The organism is Candidatus Poriferisodalis sp., assembly GCF_965203655.1.
GTDB lineage: Bacteria > Actinomycetota > Acidimicrobiia > Acidimicrobiales > Poriferisodalaceae > Poriferisodalis.
The window spans coordinates 383,114-403,418 of record NZ_CBDBDD010000006.1 but is presented as its reverse complement, the minus strand read 5'-3'; the positions used below and the strand labels follow the sequence as shown (position 1 = coordinate 403,418).

At 65.9% G+C, this 20,305-nt stretch carries 17 protein-coding genes; 16 read left to right on the top strand and 1 reads right to left on the bottom strand.

Going from position 1 to position 20,305, the window contains the following annotated elements; all coding sequences use genetic code 11:
• Positions 1 to 160: 160 nt before the first annotated feature.
• Entirely contained in the window at positions 161 to 358 is a 198-nt protein-coding gene (locus ACOGW9_RS07925; protein WP_419910046.1) for a hypothetical protein, read from the bottom strand.
• Between the two features lie 112 nt (positions 359 to 470).
• Between ACOGW9_RS07925 and ACOGW9_RS07920 the strand changes: the two genes are divergently transcribed.
• The 16 genes from ACOGW9_RS07920 (at position 471) to ACOGW9_RS07845 (ending at position 20,184) form a co-directional block, all read left to right on the top strand.
• A complete protein-coding gene (locus ACOGW9_RS07920) occupies positions 471 to 779 on the top strand; it encodes a hypothetical protein (RefSeq protein WP_419910044.1) in 309 nt (102 codons plus the stop codon).
• A 160-nt stretch (positions 780 to 939) separates the two neighbouring features.
• Positions 940 to 4,119 (top strand): hypothetical protein, encoded by a 3,180-nt coding sequence (locus tag ACOGW9_RS07915; RefSeq protein WP_419910042.1) that lies wholly within the window; start codon positions 940 to 942, stop codon positions 4,117 to 4,119.
• On the top strand, positions 4,116 to 4,547 hold the full coding sequence (locus ACOGW9_RS07910; protein WP_419910040.1) for a hypothetical protein: 432 nt from the start codon (positions 4,116 to 4,118) through the stop codon (positions 4,545 to 4,547). The genes ACOGW9_RS07915 and ACOGW9_RS07910 overlap by 4 nt, the downstream gene beginning before the upstream one ends.
• Before the next feature lie 584 nt (positions 4,548 to 5,131).
• Complete coding sequence (locus ACOGW9_RS07905) at positions 5,132 to 8,206, top strand: hypothetical protein (protein ID WP_419910038.1); 3,075 nt, start codon at positions 5,132 to 5,134, stop codon at positions 8,204 to 8,206.
• Between the two features lie 119 nt (positions 8,207 to 8,325).
• On the top strand, positions 8,326 to 8,691 hold the full coding sequence (locus ACOGW9_RS07900; protein ID WP_419854818.1) for an NADH-quinone oxidoreductase subunit A: 366 nt from the start codon (positions 8,326 to 8,328) through the stop codon (positions 8,689 to 8,691).
• A gap of 20 nt (positions 8,692 to 8,711) precedes the next feature.
• Positions 8,712 to 9,263: an NADH-quinone oxidoreductase subunit B gene (locus ACOGW9_RS07895; protein WP_419910036.1), complete on the top strand. Its 552-nt coding sequence runs from the start codon at positions 8,712 to 8,714 to the stop codon at positions 9,261 to 9,263.
• Between the two features lie 8 nt (positions 9,264 to 9,271).
• A complete protein-coding gene (locus ACOGW9_RS07890; RefSeq protein WP_419910034.1) occupies positions 9,272 to 10,000 on the top strand; it encodes an NADH-quinone oxidoreductase subunit C in 729 nt (242 codons plus the stop codon).
• Positions 9,997 to 11,181, top strand: a complete 1,185-nt coding sequence (locus tag ACOGW9_RS07885; RefSeq protein ID WP_419910032.1) for an NADH-quinone oxidoreductase subunit D — start codon at positions 9,997 to 9,999, stop codon at positions 11,179 to 11,181. The genes ACOGW9_RS07890 and ACOGW9_RS07885 overlap by 4 nt, the downstream gene beginning before the upstream one ends.
• On the top strand, positions 11,178 to 12,230 hold the full coding sequence (nuoH, locus tag ACOGW9_RS07880; protein ID WP_419910030.1) for an NADH-quinone oxidoreductase subunit NuoH: 1,053 nt from the start codon (positions 11,178 to 11,180) through the stop codon (positions 12,228 to 12,230). The genes ACOGW9_RS07885 and nuoH overlap by 4 nt, the downstream gene beginning before the upstream one ends.
• Positions 12,231 to 12,851 carry a 4Fe-4S binding protein gene (locus tag ACOGW9_RS07875; RefSeq protein WP_419910028.1) on the top strand — a complete coding sequence of 207 codons (621 nt, stop codon included), beginning with the start codon at positions 12,231 to 12,233 and terminating at the stop codon, positions 12,849 to 12,851. It begins immediately after the preceding gene.
• Positions 12,852 to 12,862: 11 nt separating this feature from the next.
• Positions 12,863 to 13,357, top strand: coding sequence for an NADH-quinone oxidoreductase subunit J (locus ACOGW9_RS07870; protein WP_419910026.1), 495 nt, complete (start codon positions 12,863 to 12,865; stop codon positions 13,355 to 13,357).
• 16 nt (positions 13,358 to 13,373) lie between these two features.
• The gene (gene nuoK, locus ACOGW9_RS07865; RefSeq protein WP_419910024.1) at positions 13,374 to 13,673 is read left to right on the top strand and encodes an NADH-quinone oxidoreductase subunit NuoK; all 300 of its coding nucleotides are present in this window, start codon (positions 13,374 to 13,376) and stop codon (positions 13,671 to 13,673) included.
• 6 nt (positions 13,674 to 13,679) lie between these two features.
• Positions 13,680 to 15,863 carry an NADH-quinone oxidoreductase subunit L gene (gene nuoL, locus ACOGW9_RS07860; protein WP_419910022.1) on the top strand — a complete coding sequence of 728 codons (2,184 nt, stop codon included), beginning with the start codon at positions 13,680 to 13,682 and terminating at the stop codon, positions 15,861 to 15,863.
• Between the two features lie 44 nt (positions 15,864 to 15,907).
• Positions 15,908 to 17,470, top strand: coding sequence for a complex I subunit 4 family protein (locus ACOGW9_RS07855; protein ID WP_419910020.1), 1,563 nt, complete (start codon positions 15,908 to 15,910; stop codon positions 17,468 to 17,470).
• Positions 17,471 to 17,472: 2 nt separating this feature from the next.
• Entirely contained in the window at positions 17,473 to 19,128 is a 1,656-nt protein-coding gene (locus tag ACOGW9_RS07850; protein WP_419910018.1) for an NADH-quinone oxidoreductase subunit N, read from the top strand.
• A 24-nt stretch (positions 19,129 to 19,152) separates the two neighbouring features.
• Positions 19,153 to 20,184 carry an SAM-dependent methyltransferase gene (locus ACOGW9_RS07845; protein WP_419910016.1) on the top strand — a complete coding sequence of 344 codons (1,032 nt, stop codon included), beginning with the start codon at positions 19,153 to 19,155 and terminating at the stop codon, positions 20,182 to 20,184.
• Positions 20,185 to 20,305: the final 121 nt, after the last annotated feature.

The following is a 20,305-nucleotide window of genomic DNA, read 5'->3' as shown; positions in this document are numbered from 1 at the left end:
CCTCCGATTGTGAGCTCTCTAGGGGAAAGCGAGTAACCGATGTGAGGCAGAGACTCCGCATCGAAAACCACCGGTTCAACGCCGCGGCTCTTCAGCTTCTCAGCAACTGCGCCTACATGACTGTCCGACTCGCTGCCGACCAGCAACGCCTTCCGGGGCATTAGTGCAGCGGCAGCAGGCCGTCGTCGTCGTAGGTTTCCCCAGTCACTCTTGTGATCGAGGTGCTGCGATCCAAGACCGACGGCAACTGTCCGTTGTCGTCGTAGGTCTCAGGAGAATCGGTCACGAGAGTGCCCTCATCACGAGCTGTATCCGAGACGGGACGACCCAGCAATTCGAACAGGTTGGCCTTCTGCATGATGCGCTCTTCGTCCGGCAGCGCTCTGAAGGCTAACTGCGGAGCTTCCGGGGGCAGCCACAGCCGACACAGCAACAGCGTCGCCTTTCTCAAGCTCGGCGGGTTCGAACAGATGGTCGACGCGCCTATGCCGGTGCGAATTGGCTGCAACAAGGTGCGAGTTAGCCACTTCCCGTACGTGCTCGACGAGGCGTATGACCTCAAGTGCCTCGATCTTCGCCCTCGCGACAACGGCAGTTGGCTGCTGCACGGCCATATCCACGAGAAATGGCGCCAGCGAGGCCGCCAGATCAACGTGGGAGTGAACACTTGGGACTCTTGCCCCGTGTCCGAGGACACCATCGTGCTGCCCATCGCACACGGCCCAGCCGACCGCGACGCGGTCGCACGCCAGACGCCGAACTCATTTCACCAGGTGTAGCCCGGGACATATCAAGTCTCGGCGGCTTGATGCGGCCGCAGCGCACCCTCCGCCCGGGTGCCCGCGATCAGCGCTTCGCGTTCACGCTCTTGCCGTAGTGCCCAGACTGCCGCCGAGAAAATGACGTTGTGACGCAGACTTCGCGCGCGAGGATCGTCTGGTGCCAGTTCCGAGTCTTGAGCCTGAGCTAGCCGAGCACTTGCGTGTCGAGTTCGGCGCGCATGGTTCGCGCGCGGTGGAGTTTCTTGATGCGGCCCGACGTGTGCTCGAAGCCCCGACCGACTCGGGGCCCCGAGTCGGCGAGACAGTGGCTTATCAGTGTCGTGAAGCGCTGGAGTCGATCACAGAGGCAGGTCGCCCCGGCGTCAGAAGCCCATGGCGGGAATTGTCCCGAGAGGTCGTCAAGTCCGCTGACCGATACGTCAACGCGGCGCAGACACACGACGCGGATGCTGCGCAGTTGCTTCGGGAGCTGCTGAGCCGGATCGATGAGGTCAGGCGCTTCCACGATGAGGGCGACCGCCGCCACCAGCAGCAGCTCATTGCGGTGATCGTCGAGCGAGCTGGCGTTCCGCCTTCGGAGGGCAGCGGAGTCGTCTCGGCATTCCAGGACCTGTTCGACCGTCTCAACGATGCTCTGCACGGCGACTGCCCCGTCGCGTTGGCGCGGGAGATGTACGGGGAGTGCGTCGCCCTCGTGCGCCGGCTGTTCATGCCGATGGAATCGCGCGACAGCGAACTGAGGTCGCTTGCCGCTGTCGAGTCGCCGAACCGAGGCGACGTGCAGAAACTGCTGGAGCTGGTAGCGACGCCAGTGCACATGGCCCAATTCGTCCGAAGCATGGCGACCTCCCAGTGGCTCGTGCAGCTCGACGCGGCCAGCGTGTTCGATCAGGAGCACATCGAGGTGTGGTGGGCCATCGCCGCGGCAGCGCAGCGTCTCGGGCCGACGCACGCTGAGTCGGTGTCGGGATTTCTCAGTAGGCTGTGGAACCGCAACGACAAGGACCCCGAACGATTGCGTTGCGTGGCAGACGCAGCGCGGCGCATGGGGCTTGCGGGCGCGCCGCTGATGCTCGAAGTGCTGAAGCGGCACCCCGACAACGGTGCTGTCGTCTTCGAGGCCTTGCAAGTCGCGACCGAACTCGATCCCTCGACGGACCTGGTGGCCGATTTCGTCGACTCGCTGTTCAACGAGGCGTGCTGGCCGCACCTGTTCATGCCCGAGGAGCTAGCGGACCATCTCGTGGAAGGCATCGATGAGCACAACGCGCATGCCCGGGTGAGGCTGGTGTGCTTCAAGTTGCGGGCCGGGGACCCCGACGATTTCCTGCTGGGGCAGCTGCGATGGGATCATCAAGGCACGCTCACCGAGTTCGTCGAGCCGATGGGCGAAGAGCGCTCGCCCGTTCTTGTGTCGTGTCTGGTGTCGGCATTGCGCCGTGCGTGGGAGCTTGTGCCGATTCGTGATCTCCTCGAGACGCTGCGGCTGCTGCCCGATGGGCTGCGCGAACGCACACGGGCTTGGGTGCTCTCCGAGGTGCCCGATGTCGACCCGGAACTGCTCGTTAGCGAGGTGGCGGGCGCTGTCGGTGCGCGCCTGATCACGGGCGACGATGCCGCTGTCGTGGATCGGGCAGTGCAATCGGTGCCTGCGGATGGCCTCGCGAACCGCTGGAGACAGGCGCTGGGGGAACCGCCTTCGGTAGAGCAGATCGGGCAGTCGATGGCGTCTGACTCGGTGCCGCGCGAGTGGCTGTGCCGGTCGAGCTGGGTTCGTTTCCTGCCCGACGATGCGACCAGTGCTTGGAGGAACGCGACGCAGCTGATCGAAGCAAGGTACGGCGCCCTTAACCGTGACTACATCTCGACACGACGGAGAGCCGAGTCGTTCGTCGTCACAAGCCCCTTCACCGAAGATGAACTCGGCGCGTTGTCACCAGAACAGGCATCAGTTCAGGTCGCCGCGTGGCGAGCGGGACCGCAGGACTGGGATCGCGGCCCCAGGGAGTTGGCCCGCACCCTGCAACGCGTCGTGCAGCAAGCCCCGCACGATTGGCTGAGCGACCCGGTCGGGCTTGCCGCCAAGCTCTACCACCCGACCTATATCAGCGCGTACCTCTTGGGCATCAAGGAATCCGTCCCCGACTGCGACATTCCCGTCGAACCGCTGCTCGACGTGCTTGGGCTCGTCGACACAGGCCCGTGGAACGTCGAGCCTCTCGCGGACAGCCCCCGCGACTTCGAAACGGACTGGCGTTCCGCCCGACGCGCCGGCATAGACCTCATCGCAGCGATGGCCGTTGCTGACGTCCAATTCGGCGACCGCTCCGACCAGGCCTGGAACCTGCTCCTCCACGCAGCCATCGACACCTCCGCGGAATCGTGGGCACAGATGGACTCGCTCACCCGCGCAATCAACCGGGACTGCACCCGCGCGTTCGACGCAGCAGTGCTCTTCGTTGCTGCCGAGCTGCGCTCAGGCAAGCCCGTCCGCGCCGAGTTCGCCGAATTGATGAGGTTCGCGTTGACCCGCGAGGGCAACGACGGCGAGGAGTTCCGGGCAATCGTGGCGCGCCGTCTCGCTTGGCTTCGCAATTCCATGGCCGACTGGGCCGACGACAACTTCGAACTCATCTTCGGCGACGACGCACCTGCCGACCTTGCGCAACTGACCGTTGACCTCGCAATCCGATGGGGCTGGCCGCACCGATGGCTGTTCGAGACGGTCCCTGACATGGTCCGAGACGCAGTCCTGCGCGACGTCGACGAAGCCATCGACCACCTCATGATCGCCATGCTCGGCGACTGGCCCGGCTTCCAGCTCGACGACATCGTCCGATTCATCGTGCGCAACCTGGACGAGTACCCCGATCTTGCGTCCCGAGCAGGTATCAGCATGAGCCGCATCGTCAGCCACGACGACATCGAAGAGCGATATCTCGAACCAGCAGTGCGACTGTGGGAAGAACTGCTCGACTCGCCGGCCGCATCCGCGCTCGCCGGATTCGGCAACATGCACCGAGCCGCAGCTCTGGACGAACAACGCTGGGCGCAGCTGACCCAGCGCACACTCGCAGACGAAACGAACAGAGGTCGCTGGCTCTACGGTGCCGCCAACCGCGCCATGCAGCTCCCTCCGACACAACCCAAGCTGGCCGTGCTCAACGCCATCGTCCGCGGTTACATGGAACCAGGGACCCGATACCGCATCTCAGCGGACATCGGCGAAGTCCTGGCGCAATCCACCGGACTCGAAGACTCGGACGAATACCGGCTGCTGGTCATAGCGCTCCGCGAGCACGACATCATCCGCGACGAACCCGAGGAGGACTCATGACCACTGAATGGGACGAGATCGCCCTGCCAGCTCTCAAGCAGATCCACGCGTGGGAGGACGACGAGAACGCCTTCGAGTACGACACGAGCGATGTGGCGAGGGCACTCGGAATCGATGATGTCAACCGGGTAGGCCGCCAGCTCGAGGCGCTTGAGGAAGCTGGCCTCATCAGGATGGGCAATGCCATCAGTAGTGGAAACCCGCACAACTACATCAGCCTCCGGATCACGGCCAACGGCAGACGCGTCATCGGCGAATGGCCGAGCGATCCGACTGCTGCTCTGCTCAAGGCGATTGAGAACGCAATCGAACTACACCTCGGCGGGCCGGACGAGAAGCGGCTCAAGAAGCTCCGGCGTCTCATAGGCAAGATGGCGCCCGAAGCCGTGCGTGCAGTCGCCCAAGGGCTCTTGGTCGTTGCTGTCTGATCGAGTGTCCGAACGCCGTTCATCCTGCAAGGTCGCGAACCCGATCGACACCCGCAGCCGTTAAGCAACGGAGGTCCCGCGGTATCGGAGCTGCCCGCAGGCTGTTGCCGAGGCTGAACAGGTTGCTGCCGGCGAGCACCGCAACCGGGTAGGGGCTCCCATCTTCGACAGTTGTCGCAACCTGACGCGTTTCGCGGCAGCGGTTCCACTTCGCCCTTTGCTGCGTCGGCTCGGGGTCGTCCTTACGCACTTCAGCACGAGGGTCGTTATCAAACCGGATTCGGGCTACTCGGCTTCCGATGACGCTGACGAGCCGTCCAACGCCGACGAGTGAGCAGCCTTCTGTTCACAACCAGCTTTTTGCCGACTCCAGGGCCGAACGTCACTCGCCGCCGCAGTCCCGTCACGTGTGGGCCGCTCTCGCATTCGGATGGGTTCGTGCTGGGCTGTGCCGTAGACAACGAGGCGAGGTCCGTACGGGATGCGCGAGGCATCAGTCAACCCTCCATAGAGTGATCGGCGAATTCGCAGAAGCAACCAAGACTGAGTGTTCATCAGCCGTCCTGAACGAGTGGAATGCTTCGATGCCTGAAGGAAAGCTCCACGAGCACGACTTCAACGCCGCGCTTGCCGAGGCGATGAAGCGAATGCATGCTGACAATCGCATCGCCTTCAGACACGAACGCGTTGGCGTGCTCAAGCCCGTTGCTGGGGGCAGTTCGCGGCGCGTGGACGTATTGGTGAGCGCCGCGAACCTGCTGCCCGTTGCAGTCGAAGTGGAGTACGACCGCCCCGGCGCCCAGCCTGACCGCGACGCTGCCGCACGGCTTGGCCTTGAACTCGCCACTGATGGCCGGGTGATCGAGTCGGCGATCTCGGTGCTGGCGCCCCGGCACGCCGAGCAGTGGAAGGATCACTCCGACGCAGTGAGTCGCCTCGTCGGCGGCGCACCGTTGCAGTACGCCGTCCTTTCCAGGACAGACGACCCGGACGAGCCGATCCGATGGCCTCGCTCCGGCTGGCTCTCCGGCACGGCGCAGTCGCTTGCCGAACTCGCAGTCATGGTCTCCGTTCCACCCGGGCAGGTCGAGCTTGTCGCCGCAGATGCCGCCGACAAGATGCGGGGCATCTCAGAGGACCTCGATACCAACCTCAGCGATGACGCCAAGCTTCGCCTGGCGATCGCCATGGGGCGGCCGTCGGGCTCGGACAGCCTCAACGTGGTCGGAGTGGTTTGGCTGAACGCCTTCTTGTTCCAGGATCGGATCGCGCAGTCCCATGAGGAAGTACCGACGCGATCCGAAGCAGCCCCCGACCACAATCCCATTCCTCAGTTGGTTGCGCAGGCCTGGGAAGCGATCCGAGCTATCGATTATCGATCGGTGTTCGACCCTGCGACCGCTGCCATGGGGATCGTCGAACAAGACATCGGAACCGCGCTGACTGCCGGTTTGCTCGGGCGGGCAGCACTCATGGCCGACCGCGTCGAATCGGGTGTCCTCGGCCTGTTCGACATTGGCGGTGAGCTCTTCCAGCGCCTCATCTCAGACAGGTCCGAGGCAGCGAGCTACTACACCCGACCGGAAGTAGCGGAATTCCTCGCCCACATCACGGTCAACGAGAGTGTGCGGCTCCCGCAGTCTGCTCGCGCGCTGGCGCTGGGCGAATCGGATCACATCGGCGAGGTATTCCGCATAGCTGACTTCGCCTGCGGTACGGGGACACTCTTGCGGGCTGCGTACCGCCGAGTCCGCTCGCTGGCGCGATCCGCGGGAGCGCAGCCACTGGGCTTGGCGGCATTGCATACGCATTTGATGGAGGAAGGCTTTTGCGGAGTCGATATTTCTCCGATCGCCGCTCACCTGACCGCATCAGGTCTCTCGAACATTGAGCCTGGTGCCGACTACCGCCACACCAACATCGGCGTCGCGCGGGCATGTGGACCACGGGGCGCTACCGGCTCCGTCGAGTATCTGCAGACCGAGTATCTCGCTGATCTCTTCGGATACGAGGCATCGACGACAGGAGCCGCGCCTCGCGCTGGCGCCGAAGCGGACGCGCAAGGTCTGTATGCCCCCAATGAGCGCTTCGACATCGTGATGATGAACCCGCCCTACTCGCGATCGCGCGGTGGTCAGGCCCTCTTCGACATCGCTGGGGCGACCGAGGCCGAACGCAAGCGCGCCCAGCAGCGGGCAGCGACCCTCGTACGCGACACGCCCGCGAATCTCAAGGCGGGTCTTGCCGCTGTGTTCTGTGAGCTCGCGCGCCTGAAGCTCAGTCCCGGTGGACGGGTCGGCATGGTGCTCCCCATCACCGCTGCAGCATCACCTGCGTGGTCGGACATTCGGGCCATGTTCGAGACTCACTTCGACGACCTCCTGCTCGTGGCGTTTCCGGGCGCGACCCGCGGCGGAGACAAGACGCTCTCGGCCGACACCGCCATGGGCGAGATGATCATCGCCGGCACCAAGCGATCCGAACCCCGCGCCGATCTCACAGCGGCCGAGATCATGACGGTGGCGCTCGATGAGCCTTTCGGCAGTATCGCCGTCGCCGCCGAAACGGGTCGGTCCGTTGATACCGCGCTCCGGGGCCGAGAGGAACAGCGGGAGGGCAACGTCACGGTGGGTACTGGCGTGACCGGCCGTTGGACCGTCCTGCCAGCAGCCGATGGAGGGCCTTGGGCCGCTGTCGGGGCGGCGAGCTTCGGTGCAGTAGCCGTCGCCGAGCGGCTGACCCGGCGAGGCGAGTTCATGCCGCTCGACGCTCACGAACCCGTATGTCGGGTAGCCATGACGACAATCGGCGAGCTGTTCGAACTTGGTCCGACGCATCACCGCATCGGCCATGTTGCGGGCAATGAGCCAATTGGTGCTTTCGAGCTGTGGTCGATCACTGACGATCAAGTACGCCCCGATACGTCGTTGTGGGCATCCGATGCTGAGGCTCAGACCACCTTGACCGTTGACCCCACGCATTACGGCCACGTCGTTGGTCCACGGCTCAGCGATGCGCGTGAACGCGCCCTCGTCCAGTTGCAACGCAAGCTGTCACAGACGAATGGCGGCAAACCCAGCGACGCAGCAATCGAGAAGGCACAGGCAGAAGCCGAGGCTGCCGAACGTGCCCGCTCACAAGACGCCATTACCGAAATGCGACGCTGCCGGTCCACGCTCTTCTATCAGCGCGGCATCTTCTGGCCGTCTCAGGTTGCGCTTGCGGCTGTCACCGACAAGCTCGTCATGGGCGGGAGAGCTTGGTGCGCGCTATTGCACGACGACCCGATCATCCGCTTCGCATTCGCAATCTGGGCGAATTCGACGCTCGGGATGGTCGTTCACTGGTCGCGTGCGCAACGCCAGCAGCATGGCCGCAGCAGTGCGCAACTGGAGGGCATCCGGCAGATGCCATGCCCCAACTTCAACGAACCCTCTACGTATGCCGCTGCCCGTGAGTTGCTTGAGACCGAACCTGAGCTGTTGCGCATGGCACTTATGCCGGCCCGTGATGCGTACCGCGACACCGCCCGTGCGGCGGTGGACGATGCTGCCGCGCGCCTGCTCGGAATCCCCGATTCAGAGTCTCTGCGCGATCTCGCCAACAACTGGTGCTGCGAACCCTCGGTTCACGACGGAACCCCGCCGGTCTTCGATTAGGACTCATCGCTGCACCTCTGCGGAGTGGTTGAGCATGACAATTGAGCGGGATTTCGTCGTCGCGAATGGCTGGCCGTGATTCGGCGCAGGGGGTCGCAGAGTCGCTAGCGTTGCGGTCCGTGTCCGACCTCTTGCGGAGCTATCTGACCGTCGCAATCTTCGGCGCAGCGGCAGTCTTGATGGCCTTCGCAATGTTCGGCGTCGCCCGCATTCTGCGCCCGCAACGACCGACACCGCAGAAGCTGATCGCGTACGAGAGCGGCGTCGATCCGGTCGGCAGCGACTGGACCCAGAGCCAAATCCGGTACTACGTCTTCGCGGTCCTCTTCGTCCTGTTCGACGTGGAGGCCGTCTTCATCTTCCCTTGGGCGACGCGGCTCGAGGTCTACGCCCTGTTCGGCCTGGTCGAGATGGCGATCTTCATCTTCATCCTGGTGCTGGGCCTGTTCTACGCATGGCGCAAGGGCGTCCTGCGCTGGGTGTGAGGGGCTGAGGGAATCTCGCGATGGCACTGGTCGACAAGGTCAAACTGCCCAAGCCGCTCAGCTGGCTGCTGAACTTCGGCAGGGCCCGCTCGCTGTGGGTGTACCAGTGGGGTCTGGCATGCTGCGCCATCGAGATGGGCGCCGCGTTCGGCTCGCCTCGCTATGACGTCATGCGGCTGGGCGTGATCCCGTTTCCGGCCAGCCCGCGCCAGGCCGATCTGGTGGTGATCTCGGGCACCGTCACCGACAAGATGGCACCGGTCATCCGCCGCCTGTACGAGCAGATGCCCGAGCCCAAGTACGTGATCTCGATGGGGTCGTGCGCCAACTGCGGCGGCCCGTACTGGGACAGCTACTCGGTGACCAAGGGCGTCGACCAGGTCATCCCCGTCGACGTGTACGTGCCGGGCTGCCCGCCGCGGCCCGAAGCCCTGCTCGAAGGCATCGTGCTGCTGCAGGAGCGCATCCAGCGCGAGGACATGCAAGAACGCTGGCGCGGCGAGCCGATAGTGGTCCCGGCTTCGCCGGGACGGTCAGGCACAGCGCCGTCTGCCTCGGCGGGATCGGCGTAGGCAGACCGATGGCCGACGAGACCGACGACGCTCATACCGACGACACCGCGCCGGGCGACGAGGCCCGCGAAGCGCTCGCGGCCGAGTTGTCCGGGCTGCTGGGCGACGCGGTGGTCGAGACACACATCGAGGCTGGCCAGAACCTCTGGCTGCGCATCGAAGTCGAGCACTGGCGGACCGCGCTCGCGGCACTGCGTGAGCACGGCTTCGTCTACTTCGGCTTCCTGTCGGCCATCGACTGGTCGGACGCACCCGAAGGCCGCTACGAGGACACCGAATTCGACGCTGCCGGCATCGGCGAGGACGACGACGCGACGAGCGCCACGGCCGCCGAGACCGTGCGGCGCGGCGGCGGCGAGACCCGCTTCCAGATGCTCGCCCAGCTCCATGCGCCGGCACGGCACGCAGCCGTCCTCATCAAGGCCGACCTGCCCGACACCGACGGCACACCGGCCGCAGTGCCGTCGATTGTCGATGTCTTCGCCGGTGCCGATTGGCACGAGCGTGAGGCCCACGAGATGTTCGGCATCGTCTTCGACGGGCACCCCAACCTGGAGCACATCTACCTGCCCACCGAATTCGAGGGCCACCCGCTGCGCAAGGACTTCCCGCTGCTGGCCCGTGCCGTCAAACCGTGGCCGGGCGTGGTCGACATCGAGGAGATCCCGCCCGAGCTCGAAGCGCAGCTCGAGGCCGAGGTGATGGCCGAGTTCGAAGCTTCTGGAGCGGGCGCGTGAGTCCTGCGACTGCTGCGACCGATCTGCGCTCCCAACAGGCGTACGTCGCGGCGCAGGCCGCTGACGCCCGGGTGAACGTCGAGCTCGACACCGGCGACATGACGCTCAACATCGGCCCGCAGCACCCCGCCACCCACGGCACGCTGCGCATCGCCTGCCAGCTCGACGGCGAGCAGGTCATCTCTGCTGAGCCGCTGATGGGCTACATGCACCGCGGTTACGAGAAGCTCTGCGAGGTCCGCACGTTTCCGCAGTGCACCACGCTGATCAACCGCATCGACTGGCTCGGCAGCTTCGCCAACGAGGTGCCGTTCATCCTGGCCGCCGAGCAGCTCATGGGCATCGAGGCCCCGCCCCGTGCCCAGTGGATCCGCACCATCCTGTTCGAGCTCAGCCGCATCGCCAACGTGTCGCTGTTCCTGGGCGACATGGGCGTGCAGGTGGGTGCCCTCACCCCGGTGTTCTTCGCCTTCCGCGACCGCGAGCGGGTGCTCAACCAGATCGAGGCGGTGACCGGCGGCCGGTTCCATCCCAACTTCGACCGAATCGGCGGACTCAAGGACGATCTGCCGCGGGGCTGGATCGACGAGACCCACGCCGTGATGGCCAAGATGCGGGGCTTCTGCGACGAGATGGAAGACCTGCTGATGGGCAACGAGATCTTCCAGACGCGCTGCCGCAGCGTGGGCGTCATCCCGGGTGAGGTCGCGCTCGACTTCGGCCTGTCCGGCGCCAACCTTCGGGCCAGCGGCGTCGACTGGGACCTGCGCCGCGACGCCAACCCGGGCCTGGCCTGGGACGAAGTCGACTGGCGGGTGTGGACCCACCCCGACGGCGACTCATTCGCCCGCTACTGGGTGCGGCTGCAGGAGACCCGCGAGGCCACCAAGATCGTCGATCAGCTGCTCGACAGCATTCCCGCCGGGCCGATCATGGCGAAGGTGCCGCGCATCATCAAGGTGCCGGCCGGCGAGGCGTATGTCTCCACCGAGAACCCGCTCGGCGAGATGGGCTACTACGTGGTTTCCAAGGGCGGGCTGGAGCCGTTCCGGGTGAAGATCCGCACCCCCAGCTTCAGCAACATCTCGGTCGTGCCGTGGGTGATGCGCGGCACGTACGTGCCCGACATCATCACCATCCTCGGATCGCTTTACTTCATCCTCGGGGATATCGACCGATGACGGGCCTGACGGCGATCGATGTGTCGGGCGCGCTCGGCTTGGCGTACTGGGCCGAGACCAGCATCAAGCTGGGTGTCGCGCTCATCGTCATCCCGACCGCGGCGCTGCTGCTGGGCTACCTCTTCCTGCTGAAAATGATGGCGTTCATGCAGAGCCGGCTGGGCCCCCAAGACGTCGGCCCCTACGGCACGCTGCAGCTCATCGCCGACGCGGTGAAGTTCCTCCAGAAAGAGGACATCCACCCGGCCACCGCCGACCGGCGGGTCTTCCGGGCAGCGCCGGTGGTGGTGCTCGCCTCGTCGTTCCTGCTGTTCGTGGTGCTGCCCACCGGTCCCGACGCGGTCGTGGAAAACCTCGACACGGGGATCTTCTACGCGATGGCGGTCTCGTCGCTGTCGGTTCTGGGCGTGCTGATGGCGGGCTGGGCCTCGGCCAACAAGTACGCCCTCCTCGGCGGCCTGCGGGCGGCCGGCCAGCTCATCGCGTATGAGCTGCCGCTGATCCTGGCCGTCATGGGCGTGGTCATCCAGGCCGACTCGCTCAACTTGCAGGAGATCGTCCGGGCGCAGGCCGAGGGCGAGATCTTCGGCTTCGGCCTCATCGGCAACCCGTTCATCCTCACCCAGTTCATCGGCTTCCTGATCTTCATGATCTCGGCCCAGGCCGAGCTGACCCAGACGCCGTTCGACATGCCGGTGGCCGAGACCGAGCTGGTCGGCGGCTTCCACGTGGAATACACGGGCTTCCGCTTCCTGCTGTTCTTCATGGCCGAGGTCGCCACGGCGTTCGCATTCTCGGCGCTGGCCACGGTGATGTTCCTGGGCGGCTGGTGGATCCCCGGCTTCGACTTCGACGCCCCGGCGCTGAACGTGCTCGGCCCCGTCGTGATGCTCATCAAGATCCTGGTGGTGGCCTTCATCATCTTCTGGATCCGCTTCACCTACCCCCGCCTGCGCGAGGACCAGCTCCAGAAGTTCGCCTGGAAGGTGCTCATCCCGCTGTCGCTCGCGAACATCGTCGTGACCGGAATCTTCAAGGTGGTGCTGTAGATGCCACAACTTCCCGGACTCCTCAAGGGCCTCGGCGTGACGGCACGCACCGCCGCACGCACGCTGTTCCCCAAGCGGGGCCTGCGCACGCTCATTCCTGCGCCGCAGCAGGGCTCGGTGACCGTGCAGTACCCGCACGAGAAGGAAGCCCCGCCCGATCGCGCCCGCGGCGTGATCGCCCTGCACGAGGAGAATTGCACCGCCTGCATGCTGTGCTCGCGCTCGTGCCCTGACTGGTGCATCTACATCGAGGGCCACAAGGTGAAGGCCCCGCCCCGGCGCGCCGGCGGTGCCGTCCGCTCGGTCAACGTGGTCGACCGGTTCGACATCGACTACGCGCTGTGCATGTACTGCGGCATCTGCGTGGAGGTGTGCCCGTTCGACGCGCTGTTCTGGTCGCCCGAGTACGAGTACTCCGAACCCCACATCGCCGACCTCCTCCACGACCGCATCCGGCTCAGCGAGTGGATGGAGACTGTGCCCGAGTTCGAGGACTACGAGCCCGGCTCGGAGCAGAAGGTGCGCAAGGTTCCCGACTTCGGCCCTGACGATTTCCTGCCCATGCGCCAGCTCGCTGACGACGATGCAACCCCGACGCCGGCTCCGGCGGCGGACCGGTAGGGGACGCTCTGATGGTTGCGCAGAACATCGCCTTCGGCATCATCGCGGCAATCACCGTGACGGCTGCCATCGGCATGGTCTCGACGCGCAACATCGTGCACGCAGCCCTGTTCTTGGTGGCAGTGCTGGGCGGTCTGGCCGCCAACTATGTACTGCTCACCGCCGAGTTCATCGCGACCACCCAGGTGCTCGTCTATATCGGCGCGGTGATGGTGCTGTTCCTGTTCGGCATCATGCTCACCCGAGCGCCGATCGGGCGAATACCCCGCATGACCGGGGCGACCTGGCCGGTCGCGGCGCTGTCGGCGCTCGCGTTGGGCGGGGTCACCGTGTATGCGCTGCTCGATCGGTTCGGCACCGATTCGCTGGCCACCGACAGCACCGTCTTCCGCACCGCCGACGTGTCGGACTCGGTCTTCTCGCAGTACATCATCCCGTTCGAAGCCGTCTCGGTGCTGCTGCTGGCAGCACTGATCGGCGCCGTCGTGCTGGCGCGGCGCGACTGAGGCGGGGGTTCTCTCGATGCTGCTGAACCAGTTCCTGCTGCTCGGTGCGCTGCTGTTTGCGGTCGGCGTTTACGGCGTGCTGGCGCGCCGCAACGGCGTGATGGTGCTGATGTCGATCGAGCTGATGCTCAATGCCGTCAACCTCAACCTGGTGGCGTTCGGGGTGCAGCACGACGTCGTCTCGGGGCAGGTCTTCGCCCTGTTCATCATCGCGGTCGCCGCTGCCGAGGTGGGCGTCGGCCTGGCCATCGTGCTGCTGCTGTACCGCAACCGCAAGTCGATCGCGGTCGACGAGTTCGACCTGATGAAGGGCTGAGCGCGTATGTGGATCCTTGAGAACGCGTTCCTCATCCCGCTGATCCCGGCGGTCTCCTTCGTCGTCATCCTGCTGTTCGGACGCAAGTACATCGGCGTCGAGCGTGTCCAGAAGGTGGGCATCACGGCGGTGGGCATCGTGTGGGTGCTCTCGATGATCGCGGCGGTGGCGTGGATCACCCGGGTGGAAGACAGCACGTCGTCGAAGTCGTACGACGCTGAGCACGCCCAGATAGCTGTCAACGAAGGATTGAGCGCTTCCGGTTCAAGCACCCTCGACGGCGATCTGCAACTCGCCGCCAGCGACGACGGCCACGGTGACGACGGGCATGGCTACGCCACCACCGAACCGGTCATCTCCAAGGTCGACGGCTGGTGGTCGAGCGGCGGCATCGACTTCGCCGTCGGCACGCTGGTCGACGGCCAGACGGTGCTGCTGCTCATCGTGGTCACGTCGATCTCGCTGCTGGTGCACATCTATTCCGCCGAGTACGTCAAGGGCGACCGGCGCTTCGTCCACTACTACGCCTTCCTGAGCCTGTTCACCGCCTCGATGCTCTTCTTCGTCATGGCCCAGAACCTGGTCCAGATGATCGTGGGCTGGGAGCTGGTGGGCGTGTGCAGCTTCGTGCTGATCGGGCATTGGTGGGAGGAACGCCCCAATACCGACGCGGCCGTGAAGGCCTTCCTGACCAACCGCGTCGGCGACATCGGCCTGCTGGTCGGCGTCATCATCCTGTTCGGCACCTTCAAGACCTTCGACATCGACTCCATCAACCGGATGGTCGGCGAGATGGGCTCAGAAGTCCACTTCGCCATGCTGATGGCGTCGATCGCGCTGATGGCGGCGGTGTGCTCCAAGTCGGGCCAGTTCCCGCTGCACACCTGGCTGCCCGACGCCATGGCGGGGCCCACGCCGGTCTCCGCGCTCATCCACGCGGCGACCATGGTCGTGGCGGGCGTGTTCATGATCGGCCGGCTGTACCCGGTCTTCTTCGAGGGCTTCTCCATCGGCACCTCGTCGATCAACCTGATGGCGTTCATCGGCGGCTTCACGGCGCTGATCGGCGCCGGGCTGGCCTTCGCCCAGTGGGACATCAAGAAGGTGCTGGCCTACTCCACCGTCAGCCAGCTCGGCTACATGGTGATGGCGCTGGGCGTGGGTGCGTGGACCGCCGCCATGTTCCACCTGTTCACGCACGCCTTCTTCAAGGCCTGCCTGTTCCTGGGTGCCGGCTCGGTCAGCCACGCCGCCCACCACACTTTCGACATGCGAGAGATGGGCGGCCTGCGCAAGTACATGCCGCACACCTACAAGACGTTCGTGATCTCGACGCTGGCGCTGGCCGGCATCTTCCCCTTCGCCGGTTTCTGGTCGAAGGACGAGATCCTGCTCGGGGCCTTCGCGGGCCAGCAGAGCGCCTACCCCCTCATGCTGATCTTCGGCTGCGTGGTGGCGCTGATGACGGCTGCGTACATGACCCGGGTCATCTGGTACACGTTCTGGGGCGAGTACCGGGGCCACGGCCACCCCCACGAGTCACCCAAGGTGATGACCGTGCCGCTGTGGATCCTGGCGGTGATGGCCGTCGTGGCGGGCGCCTTCAACCTGCCGACGCCGGTGCTCGAAGTGTTCGGCCTCGAGAGCCTCGCCCACCTCGTGCAGACCTACGCCGAGCCCACGCACTACCTCAATGCGATCGGCCTGTCGCACCCCGACCCATCGCTGTGGCTGGCGCTGGTGGGCCTGGGCCTGGCGATGGCCGGCATCGCCATCGCGTTCATGTACTTCTGGCGCAACACCGGGCCGCACGGGCTCACCGAGCGCAACCGCTACGCCAAGGCGGGCTACACCTTCATCGAGCAGAAGTACTACCTCGACCATCTCTACACCGACATCGTGATCGGCTCGATCAAGAAGCCCATCGCCCGGGCCGCGAACTGGTTCAACGACAACGTCATCGACCTGGTGGTCAACCGCGCCGGCGAGGGGGCGCGCGACGGCGGCAGGTGGGTCTACCGCCGGATCGACCAGGGCACCATCGACACCACCGTCAATGCGCTCGGCAGCGGTGCCGACGCGGGCGGTCAGGGTCTGCGGGTGATGCAGACCGGAAGAGTCCAGAACTACGGCTCGCTGCTGTTCGGCACAGCGGCCGTGGTTGCCATCGTCTTCGTGATCGTGCTGTGACCGGCGATGGGCAAGCAGGTTCGTAACCAAGAGGGAGCTTCGTAGTGGACGCAACTGGATTCGACGCTTGGGCGCTGACGCTGGCGGTATTCCTGCCGGCCGTCGGCGCGCTCGTGATGATGGCGGTGCCCCGTGCGCGCGAGCTCGAGCTGAAGACGATCGCGCTCGTGTCGTCGCTGGCGTCGCTGGCGGTCGGTGTGTACCTGCTGTTCGCCTTCGACTACGGCAACTCCGGGGCGCTGCAGTTCGTCGTGGAGAAGGGCTGGATCGACGCGATCGACGCCGACTACATCATGGGGCTCGACGGTCTGTCGTTGCCGCTGCTGATCCTGTCGATGGTGATCGTGCCGCTGTGCGTGATCTACTCGTGGGAGCACATTCCCGAGCCGGGCAACGCCAAGGCCTTCCTGATCCTGATGCTGATCCTGGGGTCGGGCATGAACGGCACCTTCGTGGCGCAGGACCTCATCTTGTTCTTCGTCTTCTTCGAGGTCGTGCTGCTGCCGATGTACTTCATGATCGGCGTGTGGGGCGGCGAGAACCGCCGCTACGCCTCGCTGAAGTTCTTCCTGTTCACGCTGTTCGGCTCGGCGCTGATGATCGTCAGCTTCGTGGCGCTGTACTTCGTGGCCACCAATGACGCCGGCATAGGACTGAACACCTTCGACATGCGGGCGCTGGCCGATGCCGCCGGCGGCGACCTTGCACGGGGCACCCAGGCGATCATCTTCGCGGGCCTGTTCATGGGCTTCGGCATCAAGGTGCCGATGTTCCCGTTCCACACGTGGCTGCCCGACGCGCACACCGAGGCGCCCACGGTGGGCTCGGTGATCCTGGCGGCCATCTTGCTGAAGCTCGGCACCTACGGCTTCGTGCGGATCGCGCTGCCTTTCCTGCCCGAAGGCGCAGCTGCGTGGGCGCCGTGGATCGGCCTGCTGGCGGTGATCGGCATCATCTACGGCGCCTTGGGATGTCTGGCGCAGACCGACATGAAACGGCTCATCGCGTTCAGCTCGGTGGCCCACATGGGCTTCGTGATGCTGGGCATCGCCACGCTGACCGACATCGGCATCAACGCTGCGGTGTTCGGCATGGTGGCCCACGGGATCATCACCGGGATGCTGTTCTTCCTGGCCGGCTCGGTGAAGGAGCGCTACCACACGCTCGAGATCAGCCGGCTGGGCGGGCTGCTCAAGTCGGCGCCGCGCATGGGCTGGATCCTGGGCATCTCCGCCATGGCGTCATTGGGACTGCCCGGCCTGGCCGGGTTCTGGGGCGAGTTCCCTGCGATCCTGTCCGCCTACAACCCCGGCGCCGGACTGTCCGAAGAGACGTTCCGCACCTACATGGTGATCGCCGCGGTGGGCACGGTGTTCGCCGCGGGCTACCTGCTGTGGCTGTTCCAGCGCAGCGCTTTCGGCGAGCCCAAGCCCGAATGGGAGGGCCACGCCATCGCTGACGTGAACCGCTACGAGTGGGCGGCGTGGACGCCGCTCATCATAGCGATGGTGCTCTTCGGCATCGTGCCCGGGCTGATCTTCGGCGTGGTCGATGACGTGTCGACCGGCATCGCGGACAGCATCTCTGCCGCTGTGGGCGGGGGGTGACGATGGACCTCGTTTCCCTCGTGGGATTCGTCCGGCCGCACCTTGACTGGCACGCGCTCGCGCCCGAGCTGACCTTGCTGGCCGTCGGCACGCTGGTGACCGTTGCCGACATAGCGCTCGACGACAAGGCCAAGCGGATGATGCCGACGCTCACCGGCGTCGGCCTGCTCGTGACGCTGATCCCGATCCTGACGCTGGCGGCCGACGGCGCGGAGCGGTCGATGTTCGGCGGGGCCTATGTCGTCGACGATTTCTCGCTCGTGCTCAAGGCGCTGTTCATCCTGGCCGGCTACGTGGTCGTGCTGATGTCGGTCGACTACGTGCGCGAGGGCGACTACTACGAGAACGAGTACTACACGCTGCTGCTGACGTCGCTGCTGGGCATGATCATGATGGCCAGCTCGCGAGACCTGGTCAGCGTGTTCGTGGCGCTGGAGCTGCTGTCCATCCCGGCGTACATGCTGGCAGCGTGGCGCAAGGGCGGGCCGCGTTCGAACGAGGCGGGCCTGAAGTACTACCTGATGGGGGTGTTCGCCTCGGCGGTGATGCTCTATGGCATGTCGCTGGTGTTCGGCGTGTCCGGCGGCACCGATTTCGGGACAATTGCCGCCGCGCTGACGGGCGAGGGAGCGAGCCCGATCGTCATCGTGGCGATCCTGTTCGTGCTGATCGGCTTCGCCTTCAAGGTGTCGGCGGTGCCGTTCCACACCTGGGCACCCGACACCTACGAGGGCGCTCCGACGCCGGTGACGGCGTTCCTGTCGGTGGCTTCCAAGGCGGCCGGCCTGGTGGCGCTGCTTGGGCTGGTGTTCGTTGCTTTCGAGGGCGCGGCCGACGTGGTGCAGCCGTTCTTCTGGGTGCTGGCCGTGGTGACGATGACCATCGGCAACCTGATCGCCCTGCGCCAGACGAACATCGTGCGAATGCTGGCCTACTCGGGCGTGGCCCAGGGCGGCTTCATGCTGGTGCCCTTCGCCGTGGCGTTCGAGGGCGATGCCTGGACTGTCCCGGGAACCGGCATCACCACCACGACGCTGCCCAGCGCGTACGAGGCGGTGATCGTCTACGCCATCATCTACGCCTTCATGAACCTGGGGGCATTCAGCGTGGTGCTGGCGGTGGCTCGCCGCACCCGCTCGGGCGAGATCGACAGCTACGCCGGACTGTTCAGGTACGCGCCGGGCATGGCGGTGCTGATGACGGTGTTCCTCGCATCACTGGCCGGCATCCCACCCGCGGCTGGGTGGTTCGCCAAGTTCGTGGTGTTCCGAGCGCTGGCCGATGCCAGCACGCCTGCCGGCTGGGTGCTGGCGGCGATCGTCGCGGTGAACGCCGTGATCGCGTTCGGCTACTACGCCCGGGTGCTGGTGCAGATGTGGTTCCAGCCGGTGCCCGAAACGGTGGCGCTCGGTGTCGATGCCCGAGGCGACGAGCTCGAACCTGAGCCAGCGGGCGCCGAAGCCGACGAGCACGAGGGCTTCCTGGCCACCGAGACACGCCAGACCACGATGGTGAGCTTCACACCCGGCCCGATCCCGATGACCGGGGCGCTGGCCGCTGCGCTGGCGATCACTGCGATTGCGACCATGTTGCTGGGCATCTTCCCCGGCCTGGTTAGCCACTTCGGCGAAGTCGCCTCGTTCTACCTCGGCGGCTGAGCGCTGGCGGGGCGCGTGGTCCCGATGTCCAACCGCATGCCTGAGGTCCACCGTTTTGACGAGTTCATGGATGAAGCGCTGTACGGCGCTTCGGGTTTCTACGTGCGCGGGGGTCGACCGGCGGCGCGGGGCGGTGATTATGCAACGTCGCCCGAGCTGGGCGCGCTGTTCGCTCGGTGCATCGCGGGCTACCTGGATCGCACGTGGGATGAGCTCGGCCGGCCCGATCCGTTCGTAGTGGTCGAGGGCGGCGCTGGCCGCGGGACGCTGTGCCGCGATGTGCTCGCGCATGTTGCGGCGTGCCGCGATGCCGTGCGTTACGTGATGGTCGAGCGGGTGGACTGGCAGCGAGATGAGGCGCTCGCCCGGATCGCCGATGCCGGTATGTCGGAGTGCGTCGTCGCGGCGCCTGATCTCCCCGCTGGCCAGCTCGTCGGCGTCGTGCTCGCCAACGAGCTGCTCGACAACCTGCCGTTCCGCCTGCTCGCACGCTCGGAGACTGGCTGGCAGGAGGTGCATGTTCCGCCCGACGGCGCCGTCGAAGTGCTGCGGGATGCTCCGGCCGATGCGGCGGCCATGGCTGAGACGATGGCCCCGGACGCCGCGCCGGGCGCGCGTGTGCCGCTGCAGCTGAAGGCTGCGGTCTGGGTCCGCCGGGGGCTGCGCTTGCTCGAACACGGTCGGCTGCTGACGTTCGACTACGGCGTGCGCCGCACGTTCGAGCTGGCACAGCGTCCCCAGAGCGAGTGGCTGCGCACGTACCGGTCCCAACGCCGAGGGCATGACCCGCTGGACGCCCCAGGCAGTGCGGACATCACCTGCGACGTGGCCTTCGACCAGATGCCGCCCGGTGCGACGTTGAGCACCCAAGCCGAGTGGCTCGCTGCAGCCGGCATCGATTCGATGACGGCGGACGCGCGGGCACTGTGGAAGCGGAAGCGATCCAAGCCGACGGCTGAGGCGCTTGCGGCCCGGACGCTGCTCGACGCAGCAGTCGCGCTCACCGACCCCGACGGCATGGGTGCCTTCTGGGCCGCGGAGTGGCGAGTCGGCTGACCGCCGGCAGCCAACCCGCCGGCTGGCCGGCACGCCCGTGAGGCGTCGGACGGAGGCCCACTACTCTGCGAATCTGGCTGAGCAGGTCCGGGCTTCGCACGCGACGCCGGCCCGATCCGCA

Coding starts and splice junctions, on each gene's coding strand:
- ACOGW9_RS07925 (WP_419910046.1), bottom strand. CDS start 358: ATGCAGAAGGCCAACCTGTTCGAATTGCTGGGTCGTCCCGTCTCGGAT.
- ACOGW9_RS07920 (WP_419910044.1), top strand. CDS start 471: ATGGTCGACGCGCCTATGCCGGTGCGAATTGGCTGCAACAAGGTGCGA.
- ACOGW9_RS07910 (WP_419910040.1), top strand. CDS start 4,116: ATGACCACTGAATGGGACGAGATCGCCCTGCCAGCTCTCAAGCAGATC.
- ACOGW9_RS07905 (WP_419910038.1), top strand. CDS start 5,132: ATGCCTGAAGGAAAGCTCCACGAGCACGACTTCAACGCCGCGCTTGCC.
- ACOGW9_RS07895 (WP_419910036.1), top strand. CDS start 8,712: ATGGCACTGGTCGACAAGGTCAAACTGCCCAAGCCGCTCAGCTGGCTG.
- ACOGW9_RS07890 (WP_419910034.1), top strand. CDS start 9,272: ATGGCCGACGAGACCGACGACGCTCATACCGACGACACCGCGCCGGGC.
- nuoH (WP_419910030.1), top strand. CDS start 11,178: ATGACGGGCCTGACGGCGATCGATGTGTCGGGCGCGCTCGGCTTGGCG.
- ACOGW9_RS07875 (WP_419910028.1), top strand. CDS start 12,231: ATGCCACAACTTCCCGGACTCCTCAAGGGCCTCGGCGTGACGGCACGC.
- ACOGW9_RS07870 (WP_419910026.1), top strand. CDS start 12,863: ATGGTTGCGCAGAACATCGCCTTCGGCATCATCGCGGCAATCACCGTG.
- nuoK (WP_419910024.1), top strand. CDS start 13,374: ATGCTGCTGAACCAGTTCCTGCTGCTCGGTGCGCTGCTGTTTGCGGTC.
- nuoL (WP_419910022.1), top strand. CDS start 13,680: ATGTGGATCCTTGAGAACGCGTTCCTCATCCCGCTGATCCCGGCGGTC.
- ACOGW9_RS07850 (WP_419910018.1), top strand. CDS start 17,473: ATGGACCTCGTTTCCCTCGTGGGATTCGTCCGGCCGCACCTTGACTGG.
- ACOGW9_RS07845 (WP_419910016.1), top strand. CDS start 19,153: ATGTCCAACCGCATGCCTGAGGTCCACCGTTTTGACGAGTTCATGGAT.